This is a genomic window from Vreelandella aquamarina, from assembly GCF_900110265.1.
In the GTDB taxonomy this organism is placed as follows: domain Bacteria; phylum Pseudomonadota; class Gammaproteobacteria; order Pseudomonadales; family Halomonadaceae; genus Vreelandella; species Vreelandella aquamarina.
On record NZ_FODB01000016.1, the window covers coordinates 1 to 25,245 of the forward strand.

Genomic DNA, 25,245 nt, shown 5'->3' on the forward strand with positions numbered 1-25,245 from the left:
CGAAGGTGCCTTGCGGCAGATTGGTCAGCGCAGCGAGCATCTGGCCGGTCTGGTTGTTGTCGGTGTCGATGGCCTGCTTGCCGAGGATGACGAGGCCGGGCTGCTCTTCGTCTACCACTTTGGCCAGCAGTTTGGCCACCGCCAGCGATTCGGCGCGCTCGTCGGTTTCAATGTGGATGGCGCGGTCGGCCCCCAGCGCCAGCGCAGTGCGCAGCTGCTCTTGGGCGGCCTTGGGGCCCACGGTCACGGCCACGACCTCGGTGGCCACGCCCTTCTCTTTCAGGCGCACCGCCTCTTCCACGGCAATTTCGCAGAAGGGGTTCATGGCCATTTTGACGTTGGTAAGGTCCACATCAGAGTGGTCCGCTTTAACGCGGATTTTGACGTTGTAGTCGATGACGCGTTTCACCGCGACGAGGATTTTCATAAGGCATGCTCCAGCGATTGAACCATCGGCTTTTTATTCCGCATAGCAAAATAATATTTCACTTTATAAAAATAACAATAAAAAAACGCCTGCCAAAGGTCAAGCGTTTCCTTGAACATCCCACCTCAGAAAGGCGACCAACCAAACCATAACGCCAGCAGCGGGATGGCAGCGACCAGAAAGCGCCCGTTCCAGCGGTAACCGATGCGGGTGGCGGGTACGCCGGTAAAGCGCGAGAGAATCAGCATGGAAGCGGTCATTGGTGATGACATCAGCGCCAGCGCCCAGCCTACCATTAACGATGCCCCAATCAGCTCAGGCGTTAATCCATCAATGCCCAACGTGGGGAGCAAGCCCACCAACAGCGTCACCGTAACAATCGGGTTGACGCCTATTTGAGCTAGCCCCACTACCATCAGCATGGCCAACACCGCATTCAAAGTGCCCAGCGGGTCTAGCACCGCCAATAGCGGTGCTAGCTGCTGAGTATCCACCAAGCCCACGCATACATGCCCCAAATAGCCTGCCGCCCCCAGCACCACGATTTCATTAGCGCTGGGAGACAGCAACCAGGGTAGCTGACGATGCACCGCCGTTATGGCGGCAGGCAGCCCGCCAAAGCCCAACCTGCGACGCTGCCAAGCCAGCCATAAAAGCGCCCCGGTAGGCGCGCCCAGCAGCGCGGCAATGGGTAGTCGTAACTCCAGCAACCACGCAATGGAAAACACCAGCGCCACAATGCCGATTAGTAAAACGCTAAACTGCGCCAACGGGCGCAACGAAGGGGTGACATAGGTTTTATTGGCGGGTGGGTGCGGGCCGGTGAAATAGTCCACCGCCCAGCCCGCCATAAAAATCAGCGCGGCGGCCCCTAGAATATAGGGTGCCAGCTGTGGCCAGGTGACCTGGGGAAGGCTTGAGAGCACCACGGCCACCCCGATGCCCATGGGCGAAATCAGCGGGGCCAGCGAAAATCCGCGCAGCAGCGCCAGCATCATTCGCCGCTGGCGGGCCTCACGCACCCAGGCGCGCCCTTGGGCGGCACTCAGGGTATTGCTCTTTTCGATCATCGCGGCGAACAGATTCAGCACGCCAATGTTCAGAATGATGCCAAACAGCGCCGAGCCCAGGGATAAGATCGGATAACGGCGGCTGGGGGGTTGAAGCAACATGCTTTGCCCGCAGTGGCGCACTAAACGGGAGCGATAGGCAGGTAAGCGCAGCATACTCAGCGCCACTATAAAGGTGGCAAAAAACGCAAAACGCCCGCTCGCCTCAAACAGCAGCTGCCCAGGCGTGGGCGAGCGCCACAGCGCGAACAGTGTGAGCACGCCAGCGGCACACAGCAGCCCCTTGGCCATGCGGGTGAGTTGACCTTTCAGGGTCATCAAATAAAGCAGCAGCACAACGATGCCTGCGGCTTGCCACGCCACGCTGCCACCCACCAAATGAATCAGCGTGGCAAGCGTCACCAGTAGCAAACAGGAAACCCGCAGGCGGGCTGGGCTCACTCGCTAGGCTCCCTCAACTGCGGGTCGGGAACGCCTTGTGACGATTCGCTGCCGCTGCGGCGACGAAACGCGCCTTCGCCCATAGCGACAAGATTGCCCTGCTCATCCACGATCTCACCGCTGGTCATGAAGGTTTTTTGCCCGCCGCCACGCAGCGTGCCCGTGGCCCTTAACACGCCTTGCCGAGCAGGCCCCACAAAGGTGGTAGTGAGTGACAGCGTCATCCCACGACGAATATTCCCCGGCACATCGCAGTGCAGGCCCGCTAGGCTTAAGGCACTGTCCAGCATGGAAGCCAGTACACCGCCATGCACATTGCCGCTGCGGTTAAGGTGCTTGGGTTCAATGGTGAGTTCCACTACCGCGCGCCCCTCCTCCCACTCCACCACGTGCATGCCCAGCAGTTCGTGATAACCCATCAGCGCCTGCGGTGTGATGGAGGCGTCAGCGCCATCTATTTCGCTCATAAAGCGCTCTCCTGCTGGGCCAAGTCGCGTAGCCGCCCTTTTAAAATCTTACCGCTGGCGGTGGAAGGCAACGCATCCATCAGCACAATTTGGGTCGGACGCTTATAAGGCGCAAGCCGTTCGGCAATAAAGGCTTTGAGTTCTGCCATATCAACCTCAACGCCCGGCTCGCACTGCACAAATGCCACGACCTCTTCATTGCCTGCCACCTGCCGCCCAACCACTGCGGTTAAGGTCACCGCAGGATGCTCATTAATCACTGCTTCTACATCCGGCGGGTAGATGTTGAAGCCCGAGCGAATAATCAGCTCTTTACTGCGGCCCACGATATAGAGCTGATCGTCGTGATCCAGTTTGGCGATATCACCGGTATTGAGCCAGCCATCTTCCGTTAAGGTGGCGAGGGTGGCGTCCGGCTGGCGGAAGTAACCTTTCATGATATTAGGGCCACGCACCCACAGCTCGCCGATCTCATCGCCTGCCTTTTCTGACGTGCCGCTGCTGCCTAAGGGCTCTAACCGATACTCCAACAGCGGCAGCACGCGGCCCACGGTGCTGCTCTGGTGGCGGTCTTCAATGCGGGTTTGACTAATCGTCGGGCTGGCTTCGGTGAGACCGTAGCCATTGTGCAGCGTTAGGCCAAACGCAGCTTCCACGCGTTTTTTGGTATCGCTATCCAGCGGCGAGCCGCCTGCGGAGATATAGATAAGCGCAGGTGCTTCTAACGCGCGCTGCTCACGCTTCAAGTACTCCAGGGCGCGAGCGTACATAGCAGGCACGCCCTGAAGCACGGTAATGCGCTCCTCTTTGAGCGTTGCCAGCAGCTGTACCGCGTCAAACCGGGGCACGGTATAAAGGCACGCGCCGTTATACAGCGAGCCCATACACACTGATGAGAGGCCAAACACATGAGACATCGGCAGCACGCCGTACACCCGCTGCCCTTCACTCAGATGACGCATGCCGCCGGAAATAGAGGCGATATACAGAATACCGCGATGGGTCAGCATGACGCCTTTCGGCGTACCGGTGGTGCCTGAGGTGTAGATCATCGCGGCTACCTGCTCGGCACCGCTGGCGTGAACAGGCTCTGGCTCGCTATCAAATAGCGGTGAAATCGCTAGGCCGCCGAGCTGCGGATGCTGATAGCGGTCAGCCGCGTGGCGCTCGGCGTGCTGGCTCGCCTCTTGGGAGGCTTCGCAAGTGTAAAACACTCGGCGAGGCAGGCAGTTGCCCTGAATTAAATCCACTTCCTGAGCGGAGAGGCGCGAATTGACAATCGCGACCCAAACATCCATTTCACTGGCGGCCAACAGCAGTACCACCAGGGCACGGCAGTTTTCACTGACCGTCATAATACGGTCGCCGGGCCGTATGCCTAAATTAGCTAACCACTCGCAGGCGGCATGAATCTCTTGCCCCAGCTCGGCGTAGCTCCAGCGGACGTTGCCATCCACAAGCGCGGGGTGATCCGCTAGGCGTTTCGCATTTTCCAGCACGCGGGTGCTCAAGCGCTCGGGAAGTTCTGCTAACAGCTCGCTTGCCAGACGGCCAAAGATTTTCTCATCTGGCGCTTGGTAAGGGACCGACAGAGCCATTAGGACGCCTCCCGCACCATGTTCCGGGCAATCACCAGCTGCTGAATTTGCGTCGTCCCTTCGTAAATGCGGAACAAGCGCACATCGCGGTAGAAACGCTCAACGGCGTATTCCGACATATAGCCCGCACCGCCGTGCACCTGCACGGCGCGATCCGCGACGCGCCCCACCATCTCGGCACAGAACAGCTTGCAGCAGGAGGCTAGGGTTGAGACGTTTTCGCCATCATCCTTGCGGCGTGCGGCGTCCATGACCATGGTTTTGCCTGCGTAGGCCTCGGTTTTGCTATCTGCCAGCATGGCCTGCACCAGTTGGTGCTCCGCCAGCGGAGCACCAAACTGCTTACGCTCCATGGTGTAGCGCAGCGACTCGTCTACTAAGCGCTCGGCCACGCCCACACACACGGCGGAAATATGCAGCCGCCCACGGTCGAGCACTTTCATGGCGGTTTTAAAGCCTTGTCCCTCTTTACCGCCAATGATGTTTTCAGCCGGTACACGGCAGTTATCAAAAATGATATCGCAGGTATGCGCGCCCTTCTGGCCCATCTTATTATCCGCCGGGCCGCGAATCAGACCGGGCGTATTGCCTTCAACAATAAAGGCGGAGATACCGCCAGCGCCTTTGTTGTCTGGATCGGTACGCGCCATCACGGTGAAGAGGTCCGCCTCCGGGCCGTTGGTGATATAGCGCTTGGTGCCGTTTAACACATAGTGGTCGCCATCGCGCACGGCGGTGGTGCGCAGGCTGGCGGCATCGGAGCCAGAGTCCGGTTCGGTCAGGCAGAAAGAGCTGAGAATTTCCCCGGTGGCCAAGCGCGGCACGTATTTGGCTTTCTGCTCTTCAGTGCCGTCAATCAGAATGCCCTGGGCACCGATACCGTTATTCGTACCAAATACCGAACGGAACGCGGGAGACGTTTTGCCGATTTCCATGGCTACCAGGGCTTCTTCTTCCATGGTGAGCCCTAATCCGCCGTACTCTTCAGGAATGGATAGCCCGAACAGCCCCATCTCCTTCATTTCCGCCAGGATCTCGGCGGGCACTGCATCCTCTTCGGCAAGCCGTGCCTCATTGGGAATCAAACGCTCCCGTACAAAGCGGGCAATGGTATCAACCAACTGATTCAGCAGTTCGGGATCACGGATCATAACGGCTCCTGGTGGCAACGATATTTTTATGGTTGGTGTTCGCGCGGGCAGTGAGGCCTGCAATAATTCTGCATGGCGAAACTAGCGTTCACTCTCTTGTCAGGCACTTTTGCATAGCCTAGGATGGCAGTCAATAAACGAAATGCTATTTTGCAATGCAGAACAATAAACCCTTGCAGCGAGGATTTTGACCTATGTCCAACGACGCAGTCGCCCATTCGTTCAACACTCTTGGCATTGTCGGCACCGGGGCCATGGGTAGAGGGATTGCTCAGCTCGCCGCGCAGGCAGGCCTGAACGTCATGCTATTTGATGTAAAAGAAGGCGCGGTGGCGGAAGCGACTGCCTTTATTAATGGGTTATGGCAGCGCAGCGCCGACAAGCAGCGGATTACCCAAGCCCAAGCCGAGCAGTACGGCGAGCGATTGATTGAAGCCCGCGACCTCGCCGCCCTCGCCCCCTGCGATATCGTCGTTGAAGCGATTATCGAGAAGCTGGAAGCCAAGCAGGGGCTGTTTAGCGATTTAGAAGGCATTGTTCGCCAGGATGCCGTTCTTGCCACCAACACCTCTTCGCTGTCTGTTACCGCAATTGCTGCCGCCTGCCAGCGCCCAGAGCGCGTGATTGGCTTTCACTTTTTCAATCCCGTCCCGCTGATGAAAATTGTGGAAGTGATTCCAGGGTTACGTACCGCTAACGATGTCACTCAGCGGGTTAATGCCCTGGGCACCTCCATGGGCCACTTTACTGCCCAGGCCACCGATACCCCTGGCTTTCTGGTCAATCACGCCGGGCGCGCCTTTGGTACCGAAGCGCTGCGCGTTCTGAGTGAGAGCGTGACCGACCCTGCCACCATTGACCGCATCATGGTGGATCAAGGCGGTTTTCGGATGGGGCCGTTTACCCTGCTGGACCTGACGGGTCTGGATGTTTCCCATGCGGTGATGGAGTCGGTGTACCACCAGTATTATGAAGAGCCGCGCTTTCGCCCTTCACCGCTCACCCGCCAGCGGCTCTCAGCAGGCTTGCTGGGGCGCAAAACCGGTGAAGGCTTTTATCGCTACGTGGATGGCCAGCAGCAGATGCCGGAAGAGCCCGCCATTGCGACAGCCTCGCCTTGCCCCGTGTGGATCAGCCAAGACGACCCTGGCAGCGCCGCCCAGCTTGCCGAACTGGTCGCCACGGCGGGCTGGCCACTAGAAAGTGCGGATCAGCCCTCCTCAGAGGCGCTGTGCCTGCTGACACCGCTGGGCGAAGACACCACACAGTGCGCTCTGCGCCAAGGCTTGAATGCCGAGCAGTGCGTCGCGGTGGATATGCTGGCGGGGCTGGATAAGCGCCGCAGCCTGATGGCCTCCCCCATTACCCGACCCGAACTAGTCAATGCCGCCGCCAGCCTGTTGAATGCTGACGGCACGCCGGTCAGCACCCTACAAGACAGCACCGGCTTTGTGCTGCAGCGCGTGGTGGCCTGCATCGTCAACGTTGGGGCAGATATCGCACAGCAAGGCGTCGCTGCACCCGCCACTATTGATCGTGCGGTGGAACTTGGCCTGGGCTACCCATTTGGCCCGCTGCGCATGGGCGACCATTACGGCGCTTCGCGCATCCTGACCATTTTGAACAACCTATTAGACGCCACCGGTGACCCCCGCTATCGCCCTAGCCCGTGGCTGCGCCGCCGCGCCGCGCTGGGCATGCCCCTCACTGACGGGCCAACGGGCTGAACCCCCTCAGTTTCAATTACGGCTTAAGTAAGGCTTACACAAACAAGGAAAATAACCATGCAAGACGCCTATATTTACGACGGATTACGCACCCCTTTCGGCCGCCATGGCGGCAGCCTAGCGGCCATTCGTCCGGATGAGCTGCTGGGCTTAACGCTCAAAGCACTGGTGGCGCGTAATCCGTTTGCCCCAGAAAGCTACGAAGAGGTGTTGGCGGGTTGCACTAACCAAGCGGGGGAAGATTCTCGCAACGTGGCCCGTCACGGTGCGCTGCTAGCGGGCCTGCCGATTGAGGTGGCAGGCCAAACCGTCAACCGCCTGTGCGGTAGTGGCCTAGCCGCGATGATGGATGCCGCCCGTGCCGCTCGCTTAGGCGAAGGTGAGCTATTTTTGGCTGGCGGCGTGGAGTCCATGTCCCGCGCGCCTTACGTGCTGGGCAAAGCCGACTCCCCCTACGCTCGCAATCAGCCGATGTTTGATACCGTGATTGGCTCGCGCTTTCCCAACCCGTGGATTGCCAAAGAGTACGGCAGCCACAGCATGCCGGAAACTGCCGATAACATTGCCCACGACCTGAACATTGGCCGCGAGGCCAGCGACGCCTTTGCCGCCCGCTCCCAAGCGCGCTATGCCAAGGCGCTGGCAAACGGCTTTTATGAAGGCGAAATGTTTGGGGTAGACGTGCCTCAAGGACGCAAACAGCCGCCGCTGTTGGTAGATAAAGACGAGCACCCCCGCGCTGAAAGCACCGAGGAAAAACTAGCCAAACTCGGCGCGCTGTTTGAAGGTGGTGTCGTGACCGCAGGCAACGCGTCTGGATTAAATGACGGGGCTGCCGCGCTGATTGTCGGCACGCGTGCAGCAGGCGAGCGAGCTGGGCTTGCTCCGCGAGCGCGTATCGTTGCCAGCGCCGTGGCGGGCGTTGCTCCCCGCGTCATGGGCTTGGGGCCGGTACCCGCCTCGCAAAAAGCGCTGGCCCGGGCTGGCCTCTCGCTTGAGCAGATGGACGTGATTGAAATCAACGAAGCTTTTGCGGTGCAGGTGTTGGGCTGCGTTCAGCAGTTGGGTCTTTCCGCCGACGACCCGCGCCTTAACGCCAACGGTGGCGCCATTGCCATTGGCCACCCGCTGGGTGCCTCGGGCGCACGTTTGGCACTCACTGCGCTGCGCCAGCTAGAAGCCACCGGCGGGCGCTATGCGCTGGTCACCATGTGTATTGGCGTTGGCCAGGGCATCGCGACCATCATTGAACGCCTGGACAGCTAACCGCCCTCCTGCGGCGCTAGCACAGTATCTAAGGCAGGCGCCGCAGGCCAAGCGTTGACTAAGCTCTCTTATCGCGCTTTGCAACGCCCCAGCGCAGGTATGCGATACTTGCCATTCAATGATTGATTAGCCGAGACGCTTGATGGAACCAACCGACGCCGCTGCTGATGAGCCGCAATCACCCGAAAAAGATCGCAACTTTGTCACCGCGCTTGCGCGGGGGTTAGAACTGCTCCGCGCTTTTGGAACAGGGGAAGAGTACCTGGGCAATGCAGAGCTCTCTAATCGCACCCACATCCCGCGCCCCACGGTGTCCCGGTTAACCTATACGCTGACCCAGTTAGGCTACCTGCAACACAACCGTCACCTGGAGAAGTACCGCCTCGGGCCAGGTGTGCTGGCGCTGGGTTACCGCTTTCTGGCCAATATGGGCATTCGCGAAATTGCTCGCCCCCATTTACAGCACTTTGCCGACGCCACCGACTGCAACGTGAGCCTGGGCGGTGCCGACCGCAGCGACATGGTGTATCTGGAAACCTGCCACGGCCACGGCCCGCTGATTATTCGCTTAGATGTTGGCTCTCGTCTACCGATTGCCACCTCGGCGATTGGTCGTGCCTGGCTGTGCGGATTATCTGACGAGCGCCGCCAACAGGTGATGCAAGAGCTAGCCGCGTTTCACGGCAGCGATTGGCCGCGCCTTCATGCCGGTATTGAACAGAGCCTGCGCGACTATGCCGAGTATGGCTTTTGCCTATCCGAACAGGATTGGCAGCGGGATATCAGCGCCGTGGCCATGCCGCTCATTTTAGAAGATGGTGCCGAAGTGATGGCGATTAACTGCGGTGGCTCTAGCCTGCGTTTAGATCATGATCGATTGGTCAACAACCTTGGCCCCAGACTCAAGGAAGTAGCAGCAAAAATTATGCAGGAGCTGGCCCCCAAGTATCGTGCGTCACGTTAAGAAACGACGGCTTACCTTTCACTAACGCTCGTTTTATTGCATCATAGGCCTTCACTGCATGTGAAGGCACTGAGGAGCAGGGATGCCAAACGAGTGGATCACTCAACAGGGCGAGCATGTCTCGCTGCACGGCGAATGGACACTACGCCACTACGCTGAGCTGAAGCGCGCCCTACAGCAGCAGGGTCGGCTAAGCTCGGCAGCGCTGTCGCTACCCGGCTTTGAGGGGCTGGATACCGCCGGCGCGGCGCTGATCGTTGAGCTAATTGGTGTTGAAAAAACCAAACAAATTGGCGAGTGGGCAAGCGATCTTCCCCAGGTGCAGCAGGCCTTGCTAATACGCATTGCCGAGGCTATGGACGCTCAGCTTGAGAGCCCCACACCCCGCCCCAACCGGATTAGCGAAGCCTTAGCGACAGTGGGCCAGCAAATGGTGGCGCTGGGGTCTCAGCAGCGCCAGCTACTGGCTTTCATTGGCTTGGTGCTGGCCACATTTACCTCACTTCTGTTTCGACCCCGCCACTGGCGTATTACCGCTACCGTCGCGCATATTCAGCAAAGTGGCTTGAATGCGGTACCTATCGTTGCGCTCTTAACCTTTATGGTGGGCGCAGTGGTGGCGTTTTTAGGGGCCACGGTGCTCCAAGATTTCGGTGCAACGGTTTACACCATTGATCTCGTAGCTTTTTCATTTTTACGGGAATTTGGCGTGCTCTTGGCCGCGATACTTTTGGCAGGCCGCACTGCCAGCGCCTTTACCGCCCAGCTTGGCGCAATGAAATCCAACGAAGAGATTGATGCCCTCAAAACATTGGGACTCGACCCGATTGAGCTGCTAGTGCTTCCCCGGGTGATGGCGATGTTGATCAGCCTACCGCTGCTGGCGTTTGTGGGCATGCTGAGCGGCCTCGTCGGCGGCGCGGTGGTAGCCACCCTATCGTTGGATATTTCTGTGAGTCAGTTCATCACCACACTGCAAAAAGACGTGTCGGTCACTCATTTTCTGGTCGGCTTGAGCAAAGCGCCGGTATTTGCCTTTGTGATTGCCGTCATTGGCTGCCTAGAAGGGTTTAAAGTTAGCGGCAGTGCCCAATCGGTGGGTGCCCACACGACATCCAGTGTGGTGCAAGCCATCTTCATGGTGATTCTCATCGATGCATTAGCGGCGTTATTTTTCATGGAGATGGGCTGGTGACCGAGCGATATTCAGAGATGCCTCAACAGCCCGAGCGCGAGGAAGCGGTTATTCGCGTGCAGGGGCTGGTGAACCGATTTGGCGACAACGTCGTTCACGAAGGGCTGGACTTGACCCTCTACCGAGGCGAAATTCTCGGCGTTGTCGGCGGCTCAGGTACCGGTAAATCAGTTCTACTGCGCAGTATTGTGGGCTTAAAGCGGCCAAATGACGGCACAGTAGAAGTGCTGAACCAGCGGTTAAATGAGTTAAGTGAGTCCCAACGCAGCCAAGTCGAGCGGCGCTTTGGGGTGCTCTTTCAGCGTGGGGCGCTATTTAGTTCGCTCAACCTGCAAGAAAACGTTGCGCTGCCGCTTATCGAGCACGCCAAACTCTCTCGGCAAGAGGCCGAGTATCTGGCGCGTATCAAGCTCTCGCTGGTAGGCCTGCCCCCTCATGCCGCCCGACAATTTCCAGAATCGCTCTCTGGGGGCATGGTGAAACGTGCCGCGCTTGCCAGGGCACTCGCCCTGGACCCGGATATTTTGTTTCTCGATGAGCCTACCGCAGGACTCGACCCCATTGGGGCCGCCGCGTTTGACCAACTGCTGGTCACGCTGCGCGATGCAATGGGCTTTAGCGTTTTTTTGGTCACCCACGACCTCGATACCCTCTATGCAGCCTGCGACCGGGTCGCTGTGCTGTCGCAAAAACGCGTTCTGGTGGTGGATACCCTGGAAAACGTCGCGAAAACGGACGACGAGTGGGTACAGGATTACTTTAATGGACCGCGTGGACGCGCTGCACAGCGCTCTGCTGGCCCAACCTCTTCTCAGGAGTGACGCACATGGAAACCCGCGCGCACCATATTTTGATTGGCCTGTTTACCGTGCTGACGGCCGTTGCCGCCCTGCTGTTTGCGCTCTGGATGAGCTATGCGGCTGGCCAACGCGACTATCAACCCTACCGCATTTTGTTCGAGCGCAGCGTCAGCGGCCTCTCGGTGGGTAGCAAGGTGCAGTACAACGGCATTGAAGTGGGCGATGTCACCGAGCTTTCCCTCAATCCTGACGACCCACGCCAAGTGATCACGCTTATTCGCGTGTATGAAGACACTCCGATTAAAGTGGATACCCGCGCAAAGCTAGCCTTTGCTAGCATTACCGGCAGTATGTCCGTGCATCTCTATGGTGGCACCCCAGAAAGCCAACGCTTGCTAGCGCAAAGCAGCGACGATACGCCTTTCATTCAAGCCGACCCGTCGCCTATTGCTACGCTGTTTGACGAAGGCGAAGAGATGGTCGAAAACCTCAACGCGATTTTGCAGAGTGTGAACGAACTCTTCGATGACAATAATCGTGAGCAAGCAGGCAATATCCTGACCAATATTGCCCACATCACCGAGATGGTTGCCTCTCAGCAGTCTGCCCTGGATGAAAACATGACGCTCTTTGGCGATGTGTCACGCCAAGCCTCCACCACGCTTGAAAGCATCGAATCGCTTAGCCTAGAGGCGAACCGCTTGCTGAGCCAGGAGGGTCAGCAGGTGATGCGCAGCGCAGAGAGCGCCAGCCGCGATGTTGCCAGCGCTGCCCAGCGGATAGAACAGTTGGTGAACGATAACGCGGGTGCTGTCGAAGGCACTCTACAAAGCACTCGCGACATTGCCCCGGCCCTAGCGGCGTTACGCTCAACACTCGCCACCCTTGACCGCATTACGCGGGAACTTGAAGAGAGCCCCACGGACTTTTTCCTAGGCCGCGACCAAGTAGAGGAGTTCCACCCATGAACATGCACGCTTTACGTAACGGCTTTCTTCTAAGTGCCTTACTTACCCTTTCAGGCTGCTCTATTTTACCGGAGAAAGCGCCATCGACGCTGTATCGCTTGCCTGCTACCACGATGCAGAGCGACCCTGCCACCATCACACAGCCAGAGCGACTGGGTATCGCTACACCCGAAGCGGGCCACCTGCTCAGCAGCAATCGTATCGTGGTGTTTCCCGAAGGCAATGTGGTCAATGTGTATGAGGGTGCTCGCTGGCATGAAGATGCACCGGACATGCTGCAAGCCCAGCTCATTGCAGGGCTGCAGCAGCAAGAGCTGTTCGCCAACGTGAGCAGCGATCGGCTCCCTCACGACTTGCTGCTATTAAGCGAGCTGCGCCACTTTCAGAGCGAGTATGACACTTCTCCGCCAAGCGTTAACCTGCAGTTGGACGTTCAATTACTCGGCGCGGACCAACAGCCCGTGGCCTCCACCAGCTTTGCGATCCGGGAGCGCGCCACAAGCACTGGGATACCCGATGTGGTGAGCGCCTTTGGTAGCGCCACCGACCGTTTAACCGAACAGTTGGCGAGCTGGCTAATCACAAACGCGCCGAATTAACAGTGCCGCCTAACGCGGCGGCGCGGGCAAGGCGCTTTTTCTCACATACTCTTTTGGGTCTTTGGGGTAGAAGTGCTCTGGCTGTCGTTCTAAGTGGGTAAAAAAGCGCGTGTCCTTGTAGGGCATCTTCATAAACCCTGACACGCCCAGCCCCTCGATTTGACTGACAGCGGCCAGCATTCGGCTCAGTAGGCTGCGAAACTCCTGCTCACGTTGGGGGTCGAGCAGCCGGTAGTAGCTATGGATTTTGAGATGTTTGGGCAGCGCTTCAAAGATGATCATACCGGTATGGTGAATCTCATTGAGCCGCTGAAGCAGTTGCATAATGGTATCCGGCAGCACCAATAGCTCTTCTGGGTCAGGGCCATCTTCAAAGTAGCTGTGCTGCCGGGTGCGATCCTCCATTTCCGGCACCGCGCTCACTTCGTAATTAATCGCCATCTCTGGCTGGCAGTGAAACGCCTCCTCAGGGCTAGCACGCTCTAAGTGCAGCGTTTGCCGGGCATTGAACAGGCAGCTTTTAAATACCCCCTGGCGATGAATGGCCCGTGCTAAGTGCACCATGTTATTCACCGCTTCGATAAACGCGGGCTTTAGCGCTGGGTCATGCAGGTTGAGCGACGAATCAATATAGACCCCCTCCCGCTCCCAGCGCACCGCTAAACCACCGACGACTGGGTATTTGCCCAACCGGCTCACCGAAGCTAAAAAGGCTTTTTCGGTTTCTCCCATCCCCTGCATAAACTGTTTGTAGTAGCGATCTAGTTGCACATCGTTAATGTCGTTTAACGTCTCTTCAGCGCTTGCCTCACGTAAAAACGCCTTTCGTGAGCTGTACACCACGGTATCGATCTCTTGGCTAGCCGGGCGACGCAGGCCTTTTCCCCATACGGGCACTAGCGGCGTTTGGGGGGCGATTGGCAGGTCAACCATAACCAGCTTCGCCATGCTCGGCATTTCACGAATAAAGTAATCCCCCGCTTTACGCCGCACCTGTGGGTCGGGGTCGAGCATGCCATCCAGCGTGCGTGCAAACTCAATGGGCAACCCCAATGAGCTGGCCGGAATTGCTCGATGGCCAAAACGGCAGGACTGCGCCGAGGCCAACGCATAGAGCGTACCTGCCGCCCCCTGCTCATCGAACCGTGGCGACGAGAGCGCTCCGTTAAGCTGCTCTTCACCGATAAAATAGACATCCCCCAGCCGGGCATTGGTTTGCTGCAGATTGTCCGACATCAACTCCATTACGTTGGCACCCACGAACTGAAGCGATTCATCCAACTGTGCGAACACCGATGAGCCCCAGTCGATCAGCGCGATGGCCTCGCAGGTGGCGTCAAAGACCAGATTAGAGGGTTTAATGTCGCCATGTACCACCGGCCGCGCGTTCGGGCCTGTTTCACGACGCAGTGCTTGTAAGATGTCTGCTAACTGTGCAGCGATGCGCATAATTAACCGAGGTGAGAGCCTTCCCTGCTTGAGCGACACTTGCTCCAGATTCCAGCCAGGGGCACGCTCCATGACCAGAATCGACTGGCCGCGTGAGCGCTGATAAGTGATGAGTTTAGGTATCCGAGGGTGTGACACTTGATCAAGCATAAACGCCTCTTCTTCGAGGCGTTCTTGTAGATGGGTGGGCAAGGTAATACGCGAGAACTTAAACACATAGTGGGCAGTCATGCCCTGCTGCCATGCGCTACCCGCAAACACAAACCCATAAGCCCCCTTACCAATCAGCTCGATATTTGAATAGCCCAACTGGGCAAGCTGCGCCTGGCACAGCGCTACCCAGTCTTTTAGCTTTCGCGCATCGTGATGGCTTAGCAGGTACACCGACTGCTCTTCGGGTATGTAAAACTGCTGCAGCGGTGCCTGGCTCATAGCAAGGTGCCTACACGGTTAAGTCAGATGAAGCAGCATGCTTTCCGGCGCCTCTAGAAAGCCTTTCCAGGCGTTGCAAAAACGGGCAATGGTACCGCCATCAATAAAGCGATGATCGCCTGCCCAGGTGACCGTCAAGATAGCCCGGCGCTGCACAGCCCCGTGCTCATCAAAGCGCGGCAGCCACTGGGTTTTGCCAATGGCCACAATGGCGGCTTCCGGCGCATTAATAATCGGCGCAGCGTAGGTTCCCCCAAGAGCACCAATGTTGGAGATACTAATGGTGCCGCCCTTTAGATCCGCCTGCTCCACGCGCCCTTCCCGAGCGGCATTGGTTAGCCTGCCGACCTCTTTGGCAATCTCAAACAGCGTTAAGCCCTCGACACCTTTCACGTTAGGTACCAAAAGCCCCGCTTTGCTATCCACCGCCATGCCGATATTGCACTGGTCGTAGTAGCTCAGCTCGTTGGCTTCGCTGTTCAACTGTGCATTGATGATCGGCGTCTCCGCCACGGCCAGCGCCATCGCTTTCATAAAGAACGGCATCAGCGTGAGCCGTTCGCCCTTCGCCTCTACCTGCGGCTTGAGTCGCTCGCGCAGCGCCAACAGCTCCGTGACATCAATCTCTTCACCGTAGTGAAAATGAGGAATGGAGCTAGCGGCCTCTACCATACGCTTGGCCATCACCGCCCGCACGCCGCGCAGCGGCTCTACTTTTGAGGGTGCTAAGCCGGTGCTTGAAGGCATCGAAACACTGGCCGTTTGGTGAGATACCGCTGGCGCGTTGAGGTGCGCTAGCACGTCTTCTTTCAACACTCGACCATCTTTGCCACTGCCTGAGATCTCCGACAGGGCTAGGCTGTGCTCGCGTACTAAGCGGCGCACCGCAGGACTAGCGGGCACTTTGCCTGCAGCAGCCGGGGTAACGGCTTGGCTTTTAGGCGGCGGGCTATTTTCATCAGCGGCCACCGCGTGGCTACTGGGCGGCGCTGGAGGTGCCTGCTCGGTAGCAGTAGTGTCTCTGTTCATCTGACCGGCGGCTTGGTATGCATAAAGCGGCGCGTGAACCTTGGCAATCTTCCCCTGGGCCACATACAGCTTGGTGACCGTCCCGGCTTCTGGCGCGGTGATTTCCACCAGCGCCTTGTCGGTCATCACTTCGACAATCGGCTGGTCCTCTTCGATGGTGTCGCCTTCGGCCACGCGCCACTCCACCACTTCACACTCAACGATACCTTCACCGATATCTGGCAGTAAAAAATCACTCATGGCTGTTCTCCCTGGCGCTAAAAGTTCACGCTTTCGCGAATCGCTTCAAAAATTTTCAGGTGGTCGGGCAAGTACTCTTTCTCCAGCACAAGCGGGAAAGGCGTATCCAGCCCGGTAACCCGAGTAATCGGCGATTCCAGATAGAGAAAACAGCGCTCCTGTATCGTCGCGGCAATTTCACCGGCAAAACCGCCGGTGAGCGGCGCTTCATGACTAACAATCATACGGCCGGTTTTGAATACCGACTCTGCCACGGTATCCACATCCCAGGGCAGCAGCGAACGCAGGTCGATGACCTCGCAGGCAATGCCCTGCTCTTCAGCAAGCTCGGCGGCTTTACTGATCACTTCCATCTGCGCGCCCCAGCCCACCAGGGTAATATCGGTGCCCTCTTTGATCACTTCTGCTTCACCAATTGGCAGTTGGTAGTCTTCATCAGGCACTTCACCTACGGCGGCACGATAGAGCCGTTTTGGCTCTAAAAACAGCACGGGGTCGGGGTCACGAATCGCCGCTAGCAGCAACCCTTTGGCTTGATAGGGGTTGCGCGGCACCACCACTTTTAAGCCCGGCGTGTGGATAAAGTACGCCTCAGGTGATTGCGAGTGGTATAAGCCCCCGGAAATGCCGCCGCCATAGGGTGTGCGAATGGTGAGCCCGCCTACGTTGAAGAGATCCCCAGAGCGGTAGCGGAATTTGGCGGTCTCGTTAACGATTTGATCAAATGCGGGGAAGATGTAATCCGCAAACTGAATTTCAGCGACGGGAACAGAGCCTTGTGCGGCCAGTCCGTTAGCAAAGCCAATAATGCCTTGCTCCACCAGCGGCGTATTAAAGCAGCGCGCTTTGCCGTACTTCTCTTGTAAATGGCTGGTGGCTCGGAAAACACCGCCAAAAATACCTACGTCTTCACCAAAGCAGATGACTTTCTCATCTTCCGCCATGGCGATATCCAGAGCGTTATTAATCGCCTGGAGCATGTTCATCGTCGCCATATTACGCCTCTCCCTGAGTATCAGTGGCTGACGAAAGCGTCAGATCTAGCGATTTTGCGCCGCGCGGGTAGGCATCTGGGTAGCGGCGAATATGGCGCTTCAACTGATCCAGCTGGTGCTGTAGCGCAGGTGTCACATCGGCGTAAACATCGCTGATTAACGACTCCAGCGGCGGCGGCGGGCGTTTTTCGGCGCGCTTCATGGTTTCCAGCACTTCACGGCGCAGGCTCTCCTGCTGGGCAGCTTCCTCTTCATCGCTCCACCACCCTTTCTTCGCCAGCCAGCGCTGCATGCGTAGCAAGGGATCTTTGGCGCGCCACGCTTCCTCTTCGCTCTTAGCGCGATAGCCCGAGGGGTCATCCGAAGAGGAGTGGGCAGCCAACCGGTAGGACATGGCTTCAATCAGCACCGGCTGGTTCTGCTCAACGGCGATTTTTCGCGCTTGGCGGGTCGCTTCATATACCGCTAGGGCGTCGTTACCATCCACGCGAATCACGTGCATGTGGTAGCCAAAGGCACGGGGAGCAATGCCGTCAGCGGCAAACTGTTCTGTGGAGGGAGTAGAAATAGCGTAGCCGTTGTTGCGGCAGAAAAAGATCACCGGCACCTGATGCACCGCGGCCATATTAAGCGCGGCGTGAAAGTCCCCTTCTGAGGCTGCGCCTTCGCCAAAAAAGGTCAGCGTACAGTGGCCTTCACCGGCCAGCTTTTGGCCATAGGCATACCCGGTGGCTTGAGGAATCTGCGTCGCCAGCGGCGATGAGATGGTCATGTAGTGCAGCTTGCGAGAGCCGTAATGAATCGGCATTTGGCGGCCTTTGCCGTAATCAAGCTCGTTGCCAAATAGCTGATTCATAAACTCGTCGATAGAGAAGCCGCGATACATCAAGGCGCCTTGTTCGCGGTACTGAGCCATGATCATATCGGCGTCATCTAGTGCTGCAGCCGCACCCACCACGGCGGCTTCTTCACCGGTGCACTGCATATAGAAACTGAGCCGCCCTTGGCGTTGGGCAGCCATCATGCGCTCATCAAGAATGCGGGTGGCTAGCATGGCCTGGTACAGCCTACGAGCGTGGTCTCGGGTGAGAGCGGGCTCTTCGCCACCCGGATACAGCTCACCATCCGGGTTGAGTAGACTGAACGTCTCGATCGAGAATTCATCACCGGTCATGAAGGCCGGCTGGTGTACGTACTGAGTCATCATTATTATCCTTGTTTTTACCCTTTTTGAGGGTAGTGTTGTCGGTCATGACCGTTTATGCCAGTGGATTTATCTGACACGGGTCAACGCAACACTGGGACAGTAACTCAGTGCAAGCCGTTTAGGGATTCAACTTAAGACGCAGAGAGCATTAAGAAGCAGAGAGGCGTTGGCGCAGCCGCTGCTGGTAGACGTTAAAGGCGCTATCCGCGCTCAGCGCCAGCAGTGCAATCAGCAGCGCGCCTTGCAGCACGTAGGCCATATTGCCATTAACGATACCCGCGATAATGGGGTCTCCCAGATTACTGGCCCCGACAGTGGCACCGAGTGCCGCAGTGGCAATATTAATAGTCACCGAAGTACGCACCCCTGCCAGAATTACCGGGGCGGCCAGGGGCAACTCCACGTGACGCAGCACCTGCCAAGAGGTCATACCCATGGCCTGGGCCGCCTCTTTGATGGTCGCGTCAACATCGTTAATGCCCGCCAGCGTATTGCGTACGATTGGCAGCAGCCCGTAGAGCATTAGCGCAACAATAATAGGCAGCGTACCAAACCCCAGAACGGGCACCGCCAGCGCCAGCACCGCTACCGGAGGGAACGTTTGCCCTAAAGAGGCCAACTGGCCCACCAGAGGCAAAAAATCCCGCCCTCGCTCGCGGGTAACGGCAATACCTGCCGCTACACCAACCGCAATGGTGACCACTGCCGCCACGCTAACAACTAACACATGGCGGCCCAGCAGCTCGTAAAACGCAGCGCGATCATAGACGACTTGTCGGGCGTCAGGCTCTACCCAGCGAAACAGGCCCTCTAGGAGCGGCATGCCGACGATGCACATCGCCAGTAGCGCGATCCAAATAAGCGGCAGAAACCATTGAATGCTCGGTGCGTTCGGCAGGCTGACGGTGGCAGAATTACGCGTCACGTTGGCTCACCTTATCCAACTGCGCCTCTTTAACGATGCGGCGCAGCGAAAGCTCCCCTATTGGCACATCGCCTTGATCCACCACGGTTAAGCGGTCGCAGTGGTCCCGCAGCATCATGGAAAGCGCTTGGCGCAGCGAGAAATCGGCGGGAATTCGAGATTGTGCCGGCAAAGTAGGCCCAAGCGATGTCATGTGATCTTTTACGCGCGTTAACGCTGCCTGCTTCAACCCCCGCTCAAGCCCACCGAGCAGGGATTCCACAAACGGATCAGCGGGCCGTTGAAGCAGTGCCAGCGGCGTGCCCTGCTGGACAATACGGCCATCACGCATGACGACCAAATGGTCGGCTAACTTCAGCGCTTCATCCATATCGTGGGTCACGAACACAATGGTTTTGTGTAACCGTGCCTGTAGCTTGGCAAGCTCATCCTGAAGCTTTTCCCGGGTAATGGGGTCCAGAGCACCAAACGGCTCATCCATCAGTAGTATATCGGGGTCTGCGGCTAAGGCACGGGCCACCCCGACCCGCTGCGCTTGACCACCTGAGAGCTGATGGGGATATTTATGCGCAAACTCGCCCACCGGCAGGCCCAGTACGCCCATCAGTTCCTCTACACGAGCGGTAATTTCTGTAGCGGGCCATTTCAGCAACCGAGGCACTAAGCCAATATTGCGCGCGACGTTCCAGTGGGGAAACAGCCCGGTACTCTGGATCACATAGCCGATTCGCCGACGTAGTTTTACTGGGTCGTACTGCTCAATCGCCTGGCCATCCAGGATAATATCGCCGCTGCTATGCTCAATCAGCCGATTGATCATGCGTAGGGTGGTGGATTTACCGCATCCAGAGGTCCCTACCAACGCACAGAACTTTCCTTTAGCGACCCGCAGCGTGATGTCTTCCACCGCGGTATCGTCACCAAACTGTTTTGAAACGTGGGAAAGCTCTATCATTCCTGTCCTCCGGGACGCAGCGCGTCTGCCAACGCTCCTAATCCTGCGTCCACTATCAGTGCCAAGATCAGAATGGGCAGTGCGCCCAGTAGCACCATATCCATGGCGGCTTGCCCCAGCCCTTGAAAAATAAACGTCCCTAGACCGCCAGCACCTATCAGTGCCGCCACTGCCGTTAGCCCAATCGCCTGTACAGCCGTAATGCGTACGCCTTCTAACAGTACGGGAAGCGCCAATGGAAAACGCACCTGCCAAAAACGCTGCCCGGTACGCATACCCATGGCTTTAGCGGCCTGGAGCGTCTCAGCGCTGACCTCTTCCAGAGCAATGTAGGTATTACGCACCATGGGCAGCAGGCTATAAGCAATTAACGCAATCAGCGCTGGAGCATTGCCGATACCGCTGACACCCAACGCTGCCAGCGGGGGTACGTTAGCCGCCAGCCAAGCGAGCGGCGCTAGCAGTAGTCCAAACAGCGCCAAACTTGGGATGGTTTGTAAAAAGTTCAGCAGTGTAAACGCGATTTTTTGCAGGCGCTGATAGCGACGCATCAGCATCGCTAACAGCATTCCCAGCACCACGCTAACGCCCACGGCTGTGCCCACCAAGGCAATATGTTGACCAACGGCCTGATAAAACTGCCCCTCACGGGCCTGGAACTCTTGCACGAGGGCAAGGCGATCCAGCCAAAGCGCGGCACATCCCCACCAAGCAATGCCCACGCCTGCCAGCAGCAGCGTTGGCCACCAGCGGGATAACCCTAAGCGTAGGCGTAGCTCTACCAAACAGAGCAACAGTACGAACAGCACGGTCCAGTAGGCTGCGCCAATGCCGAGTCGCGCCTGGGGTAACGAGGGGTCGACCAACCAGTGGCCTGCCACCATTAAGCCAAACGGCATCAACAGCAAGATGAGTATGATGATGCCCAGCATCGCCCGGTAGTGCCTTGAGGTAGGCACGGACGACAACGCCGCCATGGCGATAAAGAGCAGTGATACCAGTGCCGCGCCCGGCCAGCTAATGGCGTCTACCATGCCAAAAGCCGTGCCGGAAACAATGCGATTAGGAGCAACACTGACAAAGCTTAACAACCAAGCGGCAGCCAGCATGGCACCGCTTAGGCACAACAGCACAACATTCGGGTGCCATGGGCGTCGTTTAAACGATGGCGAGGGCAAGGCGTCGATTAACGACATTTTCAGCACTGTTCCATACCGGGCTATCGGTCATGTCAAAGAAGAAAGCACCGTTGCCGGTGTATTCGGGATACAGATCAACCTCACCCGCCTGCAACGCGCTGCGTACCACGCAGCTACCACCAAGCTGAAGCCGATCTTCCGTTGGAATACCGTTGCGCTCCAGCGTCTGAATAATTAACTCGCCTAGTACCGAGCCTTCGGTATCGATTTTAGAAGAGACCACGATGGGGTCGTTGGCACTGGCCGTGGAGAGCACCGTTGATAAACAGGCAGCCATGGCAGGTGTGAACAATGAGCGCATGGAGTCGTCCTTTTCAATGAACTTCTGGGGCGTATCGTTTCAGTATAAGAGCCTGCTGCGTTGAAGTCAGACGCCGCAGTAACGACGCCTGACTGTTTACAACGATTAAGGCGCTTCGATCACCCAGGTGGTTCCTTCCCGAGAATCTTTGAGAATAATGCCAAGCGCTGCCAGCTCATCACGAATAGCATCAGCGCGGGCAAAATCCTTACTTCCTTTCGCCGCTTGTCGCTCGGCGATTTTTGCTTCGATCTCTTCTTCGCTCAGCGCTACCTGCTGCTGGGCGCCTTTTAGAAACGTTTGTGGCGTTTGCTGCAGTAGTCCCAGCACACCGGCCAAACGCTTTAATTCACCAGCCAAGCGTGGTGCCTCTGCTGGCTGATCACTTTTCGCTCGGTTGAGATCGCGGGCCAAATCGAAAAGCGCGGCCAAAGCGATGGGCGTGTTGAAGTCGTCGTCCATTGCCGCTGTGAAGCGCTCCGCGGCATCGCTGGCGGCTGCCTGCTCGTCGGCGTTCACTCCGTCTAACGCCGTATACAACCGCGTTAGCGATTTGCGCGCTTCGACCAGCGAATCCACTGAGTAGTTAATAGCGCTACGATAGTGGCTTGCCACCAACAGGTAGCGCACCACTTCTGGATCGTGCTCGGCTAGCACGTCGCGGATGGTGAAGAAGTTGCCCAGCGACTTGGACATCTTCTCTTGGTTGACGCGAACGGCTCCAGCATGCATCCAGGTGTTGACGTAGGTTTTACCTGTCGCCGCTTCCGATTGAGCAATCTCGTTTTCATGATGGGGAAAGGTCAAATCCGGCCCACCGCCATGAATATCGAAGGTGTCCCCCAGGCAGCAGGTGGACATCGCGGAGCACTCGATGTGCCAACCCGGTCGCCCGTCTCCCCAGGGGGAATGCCAGTGAGCTTCACCGGGCTTGGCCGCTTTCCAGAGCACGAAATCCAGCGGGTCTTCTTTGTGCACATCCACGTCGACCCGTGCACCAGAGCGCATGTCATCCAGCTGACGGTTATTCAATTTGCCGTAGTCGGTGAACTTGCGCACTCGGTAGTAGACATCACCATTGGCCGCGGCATAGGCAAAACCTTTGTCGATGAGCGTTTCGATCATCGCGATAATGTCGTCGATGTGCCTCGTTGCCCGGGGCTCCTGACTGGGTGGCAGCACGTTGAGGCGAGCTTCGTCCTCATGCATCGCGGCAATCATGCGCTCGGTGAGCGCGTCGATGGGCTCGCCGTTCTCCTCGGCCCGCTTGAGGATTTTATCGTCGATATCGGTGATGTTGCGCACGTAGGTCACGTCATAGCCGCGATGGCGCAGGTAGCGGGTAATCACATCAAAGGCCACCATCACCCGGGCGTGGCCAAGGTGACAGTAGTCATACACCGTCATACCGCAAACGTACATGCTGACCTTGCCATCGACAAGGGGCTTAAAAGGCTCTTTGCGGCGAGTCAGCGTATTGTAAATATGCATATGACGTTTCCTTATCCCTTCTGTTTGATTTTCGCCCAGCTATCTTTCAAGCCCACGGTGCGGTTGAACACCAGGTGGTCGGCAGTGGAGGCGTGACGATCGGCGCAGAAGTAACCGACTCGCTCGAATTGGAAACGATCTTCCGGCGCGGCACTGGCCAGGCTTGGCTCGCCAATGGCATGGCACACCACCAGCGACTCGGGATTCAAATGCTCGAGGAAGTCGACGTCCTTATCACGATCGGGCTGCTCGACCATGAACAGGTTGTCGTAGAGGCGCACTTCCATCGGCACGCCGTGGGCCGCGCTGACCCAGTGAATCACGCCTTTCACCTTGCGGCCTTCCGGGTTTTTACCCAGGGTGTCGAAATCGACGGAGCAGTGCAGCTCAATAATCTCACCTGCATCGTCTTTAATCACGTCATCACAGCGAATTACGTAGCTGTTGCGCAGGCGCACTTCTTTGCCCGGTGCTAGGCGGAAGAATTTCTTCGGCGCGTCTTCCATAAAGTCGTCTTGATCGATGTAGAGCTCACGACCAAAAGGAACTTTACGCATCGGCATGTCTTCACGCGCCGGGTGGCCTGGCACCTGGTACACTTCCTCGTGATCTTCCGGCATGTTGGTCAGCACCACTTTTAGCGGCTTGAGCACGCACATCGCCCGGGGTGCGTTATCTTCCAGGTCCGAACGAATGGCGTGGGTCAGCATGGCGATATCCACCAAACCACCGTCGGAACGGGTCACGCCGATCATTTCACAGAATTTACGAATCGCAGCGGGCGTATAGCCCCGGCGACGCATACCGGAAATGGTCGGCATTCGCGGGTCATCCCAACCATCGACGATCTGCTCATCCACCAACAGCTTCAGCTTACGTTTGGAGGTCAGCGTGTAGTCGAGGTTCAGTCTGGCAAATTCAATCTGACGGGGCTTGGCGGGCACCGGCAGATTGTTCAAGAACCACTCGTATAGCGGGCGGTGGTCTTCGAACTCCAGCGTACAGATGGAGTGAGTAATACCCTCGATGGCATCCGACTGACCGTGGGTAAAATCGTACGAGGGGTAGATTTTCCACTTGTCACCTGTTTGGTGGTGATGCGCATGACGAATGCGGTACAAGATCGGATCGCGCAAATTGATGTTGGGCGACGCCATATCGATTTTGGCGCGCAGCACTTTTTCCCCTTCACCAAACTCACCGTTACGCATCCGTTCTAGAAGGTCCAAGCTCTCTTCGGCGCTGCGCTCGCGGTAGGGGCTAGGCTTGCCGGGCTCGGTCAGCGTACCCCGATACTCGCGAATCTCATCCGGAGACAGGTCATCCACATAGGCTTTGCCTTCACGAATCAGATGCTGCGCCCAGGCGTAGAGCTGGTCGAAGTAGTCGGAGGCAAAACGTACCGGGCCTGCCCACTCAAAGCCCAACCAGCTAACGTCTTCTTTGATGGCGTCAATGTACGCCTGCTCTTCTTTTGCTGGGTTGGTGTCGTCAAAGCGCAGATGACACTCACCACCAAACTGCTCTGCCAACCCGAAGTTCAGACAAATCGACTTGGCGTGGCCGATGTGCAAAAAGCCGTTGGGCTCCGGAGGAAAGCGCGTCACAATTTTGGTGACCTGGCCGCCCGCTATCTCGTCGCGTACTTGGTTGCGAATGAAGTTCGGCGCTGGGGTGGTCTCGTTGGTCATGGTGGTGTTGATAACCTCATGGTAGATGGCGTGCTGGGCAAACGATGCAAAGGCAATCAGGGTTAGCGCTTCGCGGTGCCGAGCAAAACCGCTATTATAACGTGACGCCGATGCACAGCGCCAAGGCGAACGCTTTTATTGAACAGGAATTTATCCATGATCGTATTACAGACGAACTACGGTGACATCACCATCGCGCTCAATCATGAAAAAGCCCCGGTTACGGCAGCCAATTTCGAGCAGTACGTGCGCGACGGTTTTTACGACGGCACGCTGTTCCACCGGGTCATCGATGGTTTCATGATTCAAGGGGGCGGCTTCGACCAGGAGTTCAACCAGAAGCCGACACGCGACCCCATCGAAAACGAAGCCGACAACGGTCTGCAGAACACCATCGGCACGCTGGCCATGGCCCGTACCCAGGATCCCCACTCTGCCACCGCCCAGTTTTTCATCAACGTCGGTAACAACAGCTTCCTGAACCACAGCGGCAAAAGCCTGCAAGGCTGGGGTTACGCGGTATTTGGTGAAGTAGTGGACGGCATGGACGTGGTCAACGCCATCAAGGCCGTGAGCACCACGCGCCGTGGCATGCACGCAGACGTGCCCGCCGAAGACGTGGTCATCGAGCGCGCCTACCTGAAGGATGCGGAATAAC

Annotated in this window: 22 protein-coding genes and 1 pseudogene; 8 read left to right on the forward strand and 15 right to left on the reverse strand. The window is 57.6% G+C overall.

Annotation, left to right across the window (positions count from 1 at the left end):
• From BMY49_RS06015 to BMY49_RS06035, 5 genes are all read right to left on the reverse strand, one after another.
• On the reverse strand, nucleotides 1-427 hold a 427-nt coding region (locus BMY49_RS06015), incomplete at its 3' end, for an electron transfer flavoprotein subunit beta/FixA family protein (RefSeq protein ID WP_143058115.1).
• Nucleotides 428-552: 125 nt separating this feature from the next.
• Nucleotides 553-1,938: a hypothetical protein gene (locus BMY49_RS06020; protein ID WP_074210550.1), complete on the reverse strand. Its 1,386-nt coding sequence runs from the start codon at nucleotides 1,936-1,938 to the stop codon at nucleotides 553-555.
• The gene (locus tag BMY49_RS06025) at nucleotides 1,935-2,405 is read right to left on the reverse strand and encodes a PaaI family thioesterase (protein ID WP_044629400.1); all 471 of its coding nucleotides are present in this window, start codon (nucleotides 2,403-2,405) and stop codon (nucleotides 1,935-1,937) included. The genes BMY49_RS06020 and BMY49_RS06025 overlap by 4 nt, the downstream gene beginning before the upstream one ends.
• The gene (locus BMY49_RS06030) at nucleotides 2,402-4,003 is read right to left on the reverse strand and encodes a class I adenylate-forming enzyme family protein (RefSeq protein ID WP_044629401.1); all 1,602 of its coding nucleotides are present in this window, start codon (nucleotides 4,001-4,003) and stop codon (nucleotides 2,402-2,404) included. Before BMY49_RS06030 ends, BMY49_RS06025 begins: the two co-directional genes overlap by 4 nt.
• Entirely contained in the window at nucleotides 4,003-5,154 is a 1,152-nt protein-coding gene (locus tag BMY49_RS06035) for an acyl-CoA dehydrogenase family protein (protein ID WP_044629402.1), read from the reverse strand. Before BMY49_RS06035 ends, BMY49_RS06030 begins: the two co-directional genes overlap by 1 nt.
• Nucleotides 5,155-5,348: 194 nt before the next feature.
• Between BMY49_RS06035 and BMY49_RS06040 the strand changes: the two genes are divergently transcribed.
• The 7 genes from BMY49_RS06040 to BMY49_RS06070 all read left to right on the forward strand — a co-directional run bounded on the left by BMY49_RS06040 (nucleotide 5,349) and on the right by BMY49_RS06070 (nucleotide 12,673).
• On the forward strand, nucleotides 5,349-6,881 hold the full coding sequence (locus BMY49_RS06040) for a 3-hydroxyacyl-CoA dehydrogenase (RefSeq protein WP_062361264.1): 1,533 nt from the start codon (nucleotides 5,349-5,351) through the stop codon (nucleotides 6,879-6,881).
• A gap of 57 nt (nucleotides 6,882-6,938) precedes the next feature.
• Nucleotides 6,939-8,147: a 3-oxoadipyl-CoA thiolase gene (locus BMY49_RS06045; RefSeq protein WP_044629404.1), complete on the forward strand. Its 1,209-nt coding sequence runs from the start codon at nucleotides 6,939-6,941 to the stop codon at nucleotides 8,145-8,147.
• 142 nt (nucleotides 8,148-8,289) lie between these two features.
• Complete coding sequence (locus BMY49_RS06050) at nucleotides 8,290-9,111, forward strand: IclR family transcriptional regulator (RefSeq protein WP_044629405.1); 822 nt, start codon at nucleotides 8,290-8,292, stop codon at nucleotides 9,109-9,111.
• An 82-nt stretch (nucleotides 9,112-9,193) separates the two neighbouring features.
• Complete coding sequence (locus BMY49_RS06055; protein WP_089675198.1) at nucleotides 9,194-10,306, forward strand: MlaE family ABC transporter permease; 1,113 nt, start codon at nucleotides 9,194-9,196, stop codon at nucleotides 10,304-10,306.
• 17 nt (nucleotides 10,307-10,323) lie between these two features.
• Nucleotides 10,324-11,127, forward strand: a complete 804-nt coding sequence (locus tag BMY49_RS06060; RefSeq protein WP_089675199.1) for an ABC transporter ATP-binding protein — start codon at nucleotides 10,324-10,326, stop codon at nucleotides 11,125-11,127.
• 5 nt (nucleotides 11,128-11,132) lie between these two features.
• Complete coding sequence (locus BMY49_RS06065; protein WP_089675200.1) at nucleotides 11,133-12,074, forward strand: MlaD family protein; 942 nt, start codon at nucleotides 11,133-11,135, stop codon at nucleotides 12,072-12,074.
• Nucleotides 12,071-12,673, forward strand: coding sequence for an ABC-type transport auxiliary lipoprotein family protein (locus BMY49_RS06070; RefSeq protein WP_089675201.1), 603 nt, complete (start codon nucleotides 12,071-12,073; stop codon nucleotides 12,671-12,673). The genes BMY49_RS06065 and BMY49_RS06070 overlap by 4 nt, the downstream gene beginning before the upstream one ends.
• A gap of 9 nt (nucleotides 12,674-12,682) precedes the next feature.
• Here the strand turns inward: BMY49_RS06070 and BMY49_RS06075 are convergent, their stop codons facing one another.
• The 10 genes and pseudogenes from BMY49_RS06075 to BMY49_RS06120 form a co-directional block, all read right to left on the reverse strand.
• Nucleotides 12,683-14,554: a protein kinase domain-containing protein gene (locus tag BMY49_RS06075; protein ID WP_089675202.1), complete on the reverse strand. Its 1,872-nt coding sequence runs from the start codon at nucleotides 14,552-14,554 to the stop codon at nucleotides 12,683-12,685.
• A gap of 18 nt (nucleotides 14,555-14,572) precedes the next feature.
• Complete coding sequence (locus BMY49_RS06080) at nucleotides 14,573-15,823, reverse strand: 2-oxo acid dehydrogenase subunit E2 (protein WP_089675203.1); 1,251 nt, start codon at nucleotides 15,821-15,823, stop codon at nucleotides 14,573-14,575.
• A gap of 17 nt (nucleotides 15,824-15,840) precedes the next feature.
• Entirely contained in the window at nucleotides 15,841-16,818 is a 978-nt protein-coding gene (locus BMY49_RS06085) for an alpha-ketoacid dehydrogenase subunit beta (RefSeq protein WP_089675204.1), read from the reverse strand.
• A 1-nt stretch (nucleotide 16,819) separates the two neighbouring features.
• A complete protein-coding gene (locus BMY49_RS06090) occupies nucleotides 16,820-18,022 on the reverse strand; it encodes a thiamine pyrophosphate-dependent dehydrogenase E1 component subunit alpha (RefSeq protein ID WP_062361277.1) in 1,203 nt (400 codons plus the stop codon).
• Nucleotides 18,023-18,173: 151 nt separating this feature from the next.
• Nucleotides 18,174-18,950, reverse strand: a complete 777-nt coding sequence (locus BMY49_RS06095) for an ABC transporter permease (protein ID WP_244154922.1) — start codon at nucleotides 18,948-18,950, stop codon at nucleotides 18,174-18,176.
• On the reverse strand, nucleotides 18,940-19,905 hold the full coding sequence (locus BMY49_RS06100) for an ABC transporter ATP-binding protein (RefSeq protein ID WP_054641108.1): 966 nt from the start codon (nucleotides 19,903-19,905) through the stop codon (nucleotides 18,940-18,942). The genes BMY49_RS06095 and BMY49_RS06100 overlap by 11 nt, the downstream gene beginning before the upstream one ends.
• Complete coding sequence (locus tag BMY49_RS06105) at nucleotides 19,902-21,101, reverse strand: ABC transporter permease (RefSeq protein WP_062361280.1); 1,200 nt, start codon at nucleotides 21,099-21,101, stop codon at nucleotides 19,902-19,904. The genes BMY49_RS06100 and BMY49_RS06105 overlap by 4 nt, the downstream gene beginning before the upstream one ends.
• A gap of 1 nt (nucleotide 21,102) precedes the next feature.
• Nucleotides 21,103-21,405: pseudogene (locus tag BMY49_RS06110) on the reverse strand (glycine betaine ABC transporter substrate-binding protein); the annotation flags it as partial.
• Between the two features lie 105 nt (nucleotides 21,406-21,510).
• A complete protein-coding gene (gene cysS / locus BMY49_RS06115) occupies nucleotides 21,511-22,896 on the reverse strand; it encodes a cysteine--tRNA ligase (RefSeq protein WP_044629416.1) in 1,386 nt (461 codons plus the stop codon).
• An 11-nt stretch (nucleotides 22,897-22,907) separates the two neighbouring features.
• A complete protein-coding gene (locus tag BMY49_RS06120) occupies nucleotides 22,908-24,587 on the reverse strand; it encodes a glutamine--tRNA ligase/YqeY domain fusion protein (protein WP_089675205.1) in 1,680 nt (559 codons plus the stop codon).
• A gap of 156 nt (nucleotides 24,588-24,743) precedes the next feature.
• Between BMY49_RS06120 and BMY49_RS06125 the strand changes: the two genes are divergently transcribed.
• The gene (locus BMY49_RS06125; RefSeq protein ID WP_044629418.1) at nucleotides 24,744-25,244 is read left to right on the forward strand and encodes a peptidylprolyl isomerase; all 501 of its coding nucleotides are present in this window, start codon (nucleotides 24,744-24,746) and stop codon (nucleotides 25,242-25,244) included.
• The last annotated feature ends 1 nt before the right edge of the window (nucleotide 25,245 follow it).

Bases quoted from the DNA above. Each gene is read 5' to 3' on its own strand.
- BMY49_RS06025 (WP_044629400.1), bottom strand. From the start codon at position 2,405: ATGAGCGAAATAGATGGCGCTGACGCCTCCATCACACCGCAGGCGCTG.
- BMY49_RS06030 (WP_044629401.1), bottom strand. From the start codon at position 4,003: ATGGCTCTGTCGGTCCCTTACCAAGCGCCAGATGAGAAAATCTTTGGC.
- BMY49_RS06035 (WP_044629402.1), bottom strand. From the start codon at position 5,154: ATGATCCGTGATCCCGAACTGCTGAATCAGTTGGTTGATACCATTGCC.
- BMY49_RS06040 (WP_062361264.1), top strand. From the start codon at position 5,349: ATGTCCAACGACGCAGTCGCCCATTCGTTCAACACTCTTGGCATTGTC.
- BMY49_RS06045 (WP_044629404.1), top strand. From the start codon at position 6,939: ATGCAAGACGCCTATATTTACGACGGATTACGCACCCCTTTCGGCCGC.
- BMY49_RS06050 (WP_044629405.1), top strand. From the start codon at position 8,290: ATGGAACCAACCGACGCCGCTGCTGATGAGCCGCAATCACCCGAAAAA.
- BMY49_RS06055 (WP_089675198.1), top strand. From the start codon at position 9,194: ATGCCAAACGAGTGGATCACTCAACAGGGCGAGCATGTCTCGCTGCAC.
- BMY49_RS06060 (WP_089675199.1), top strand. From the start codon at position 10,324: ATGCCTCAACAGCCCGAGCGCGAGGAAGCGGTTATTCGCGTGCAGGGG.
- BMY49_RS06065 (WP_089675200.1), top strand. From the start codon at position 11,133: ATGGAAACCCGCGCGCACCATATTTTGATTGGCCTGTTTACCGTGCTG.
- BMY49_RS06070 (WP_089675201.1), top strand. From the start codon at position 12,071: ATGAACATGCACGCTTTACGTAACGGCTTTCTTCTAAGTGCCTTACTT.
- BMY49_RS06075 (WP_089675202.1), bottom strand. From the start codon at position 14,554: ATGAGCCAGGCACCGCTGCAGCAGTTTTACATACCCGAAGAGCAGTCG.
- BMY49_RS06080 (WP_089675203.1), bottom strand. From the start codon at position 15,823: ATGAGTGATTTTTTACTGCCAGATATCGGTGAAGGTATCGTTGAGTGT.
- BMY49_RS06085 (WP_089675204.1), bottom strand. From the start codon at position 16,818: ATGGCGACGATGAACATGCTCCAGGCGATTAATAACGCTCTGGATATC.
- BMY49_RS06090 (WP_062361277.1), bottom strand. From the start codon at position 18,022: ATGACTCAGTACGTACACCAGCCGGCCTTCATGACCGGTGATGAATTC.
- BMY49_RS06100 (WP_054641108.1), bottom strand. From the start codon at position 19,905: ATGATAGAGCTTTCCCACGTTTCAAAACAGTTTGGTGACGATACCGCG.
- BMY49_RS06105 (WP_062361280.1), bottom strand. From the start codon at position 21,101: ATGTCGTTAATCGACGCCTTGCCCTCGCCATCGTTTAAACGACGCCCA.
- cysS (WP_044629416.1), bottom strand. From the start codon at position 22,896: ATGCATATTTACAATACGCTGACTCGCCGCAAAGAGCCTTTTAAGCCC.
- BMY49_RS06120 (WP_089675205.1), bottom strand. From the start codon at position 24,587: ATGACCAACGAGACCACCCCAGCGCCGAACTTCATTCGCAACCAAGTA.
- BMY49_RS06125 (WP_044629418.1), top strand. From the start codon at position 24,744: ATGATCGTATTACAGACGAACTACGGTGACATCACCATCGCGCTCAAT.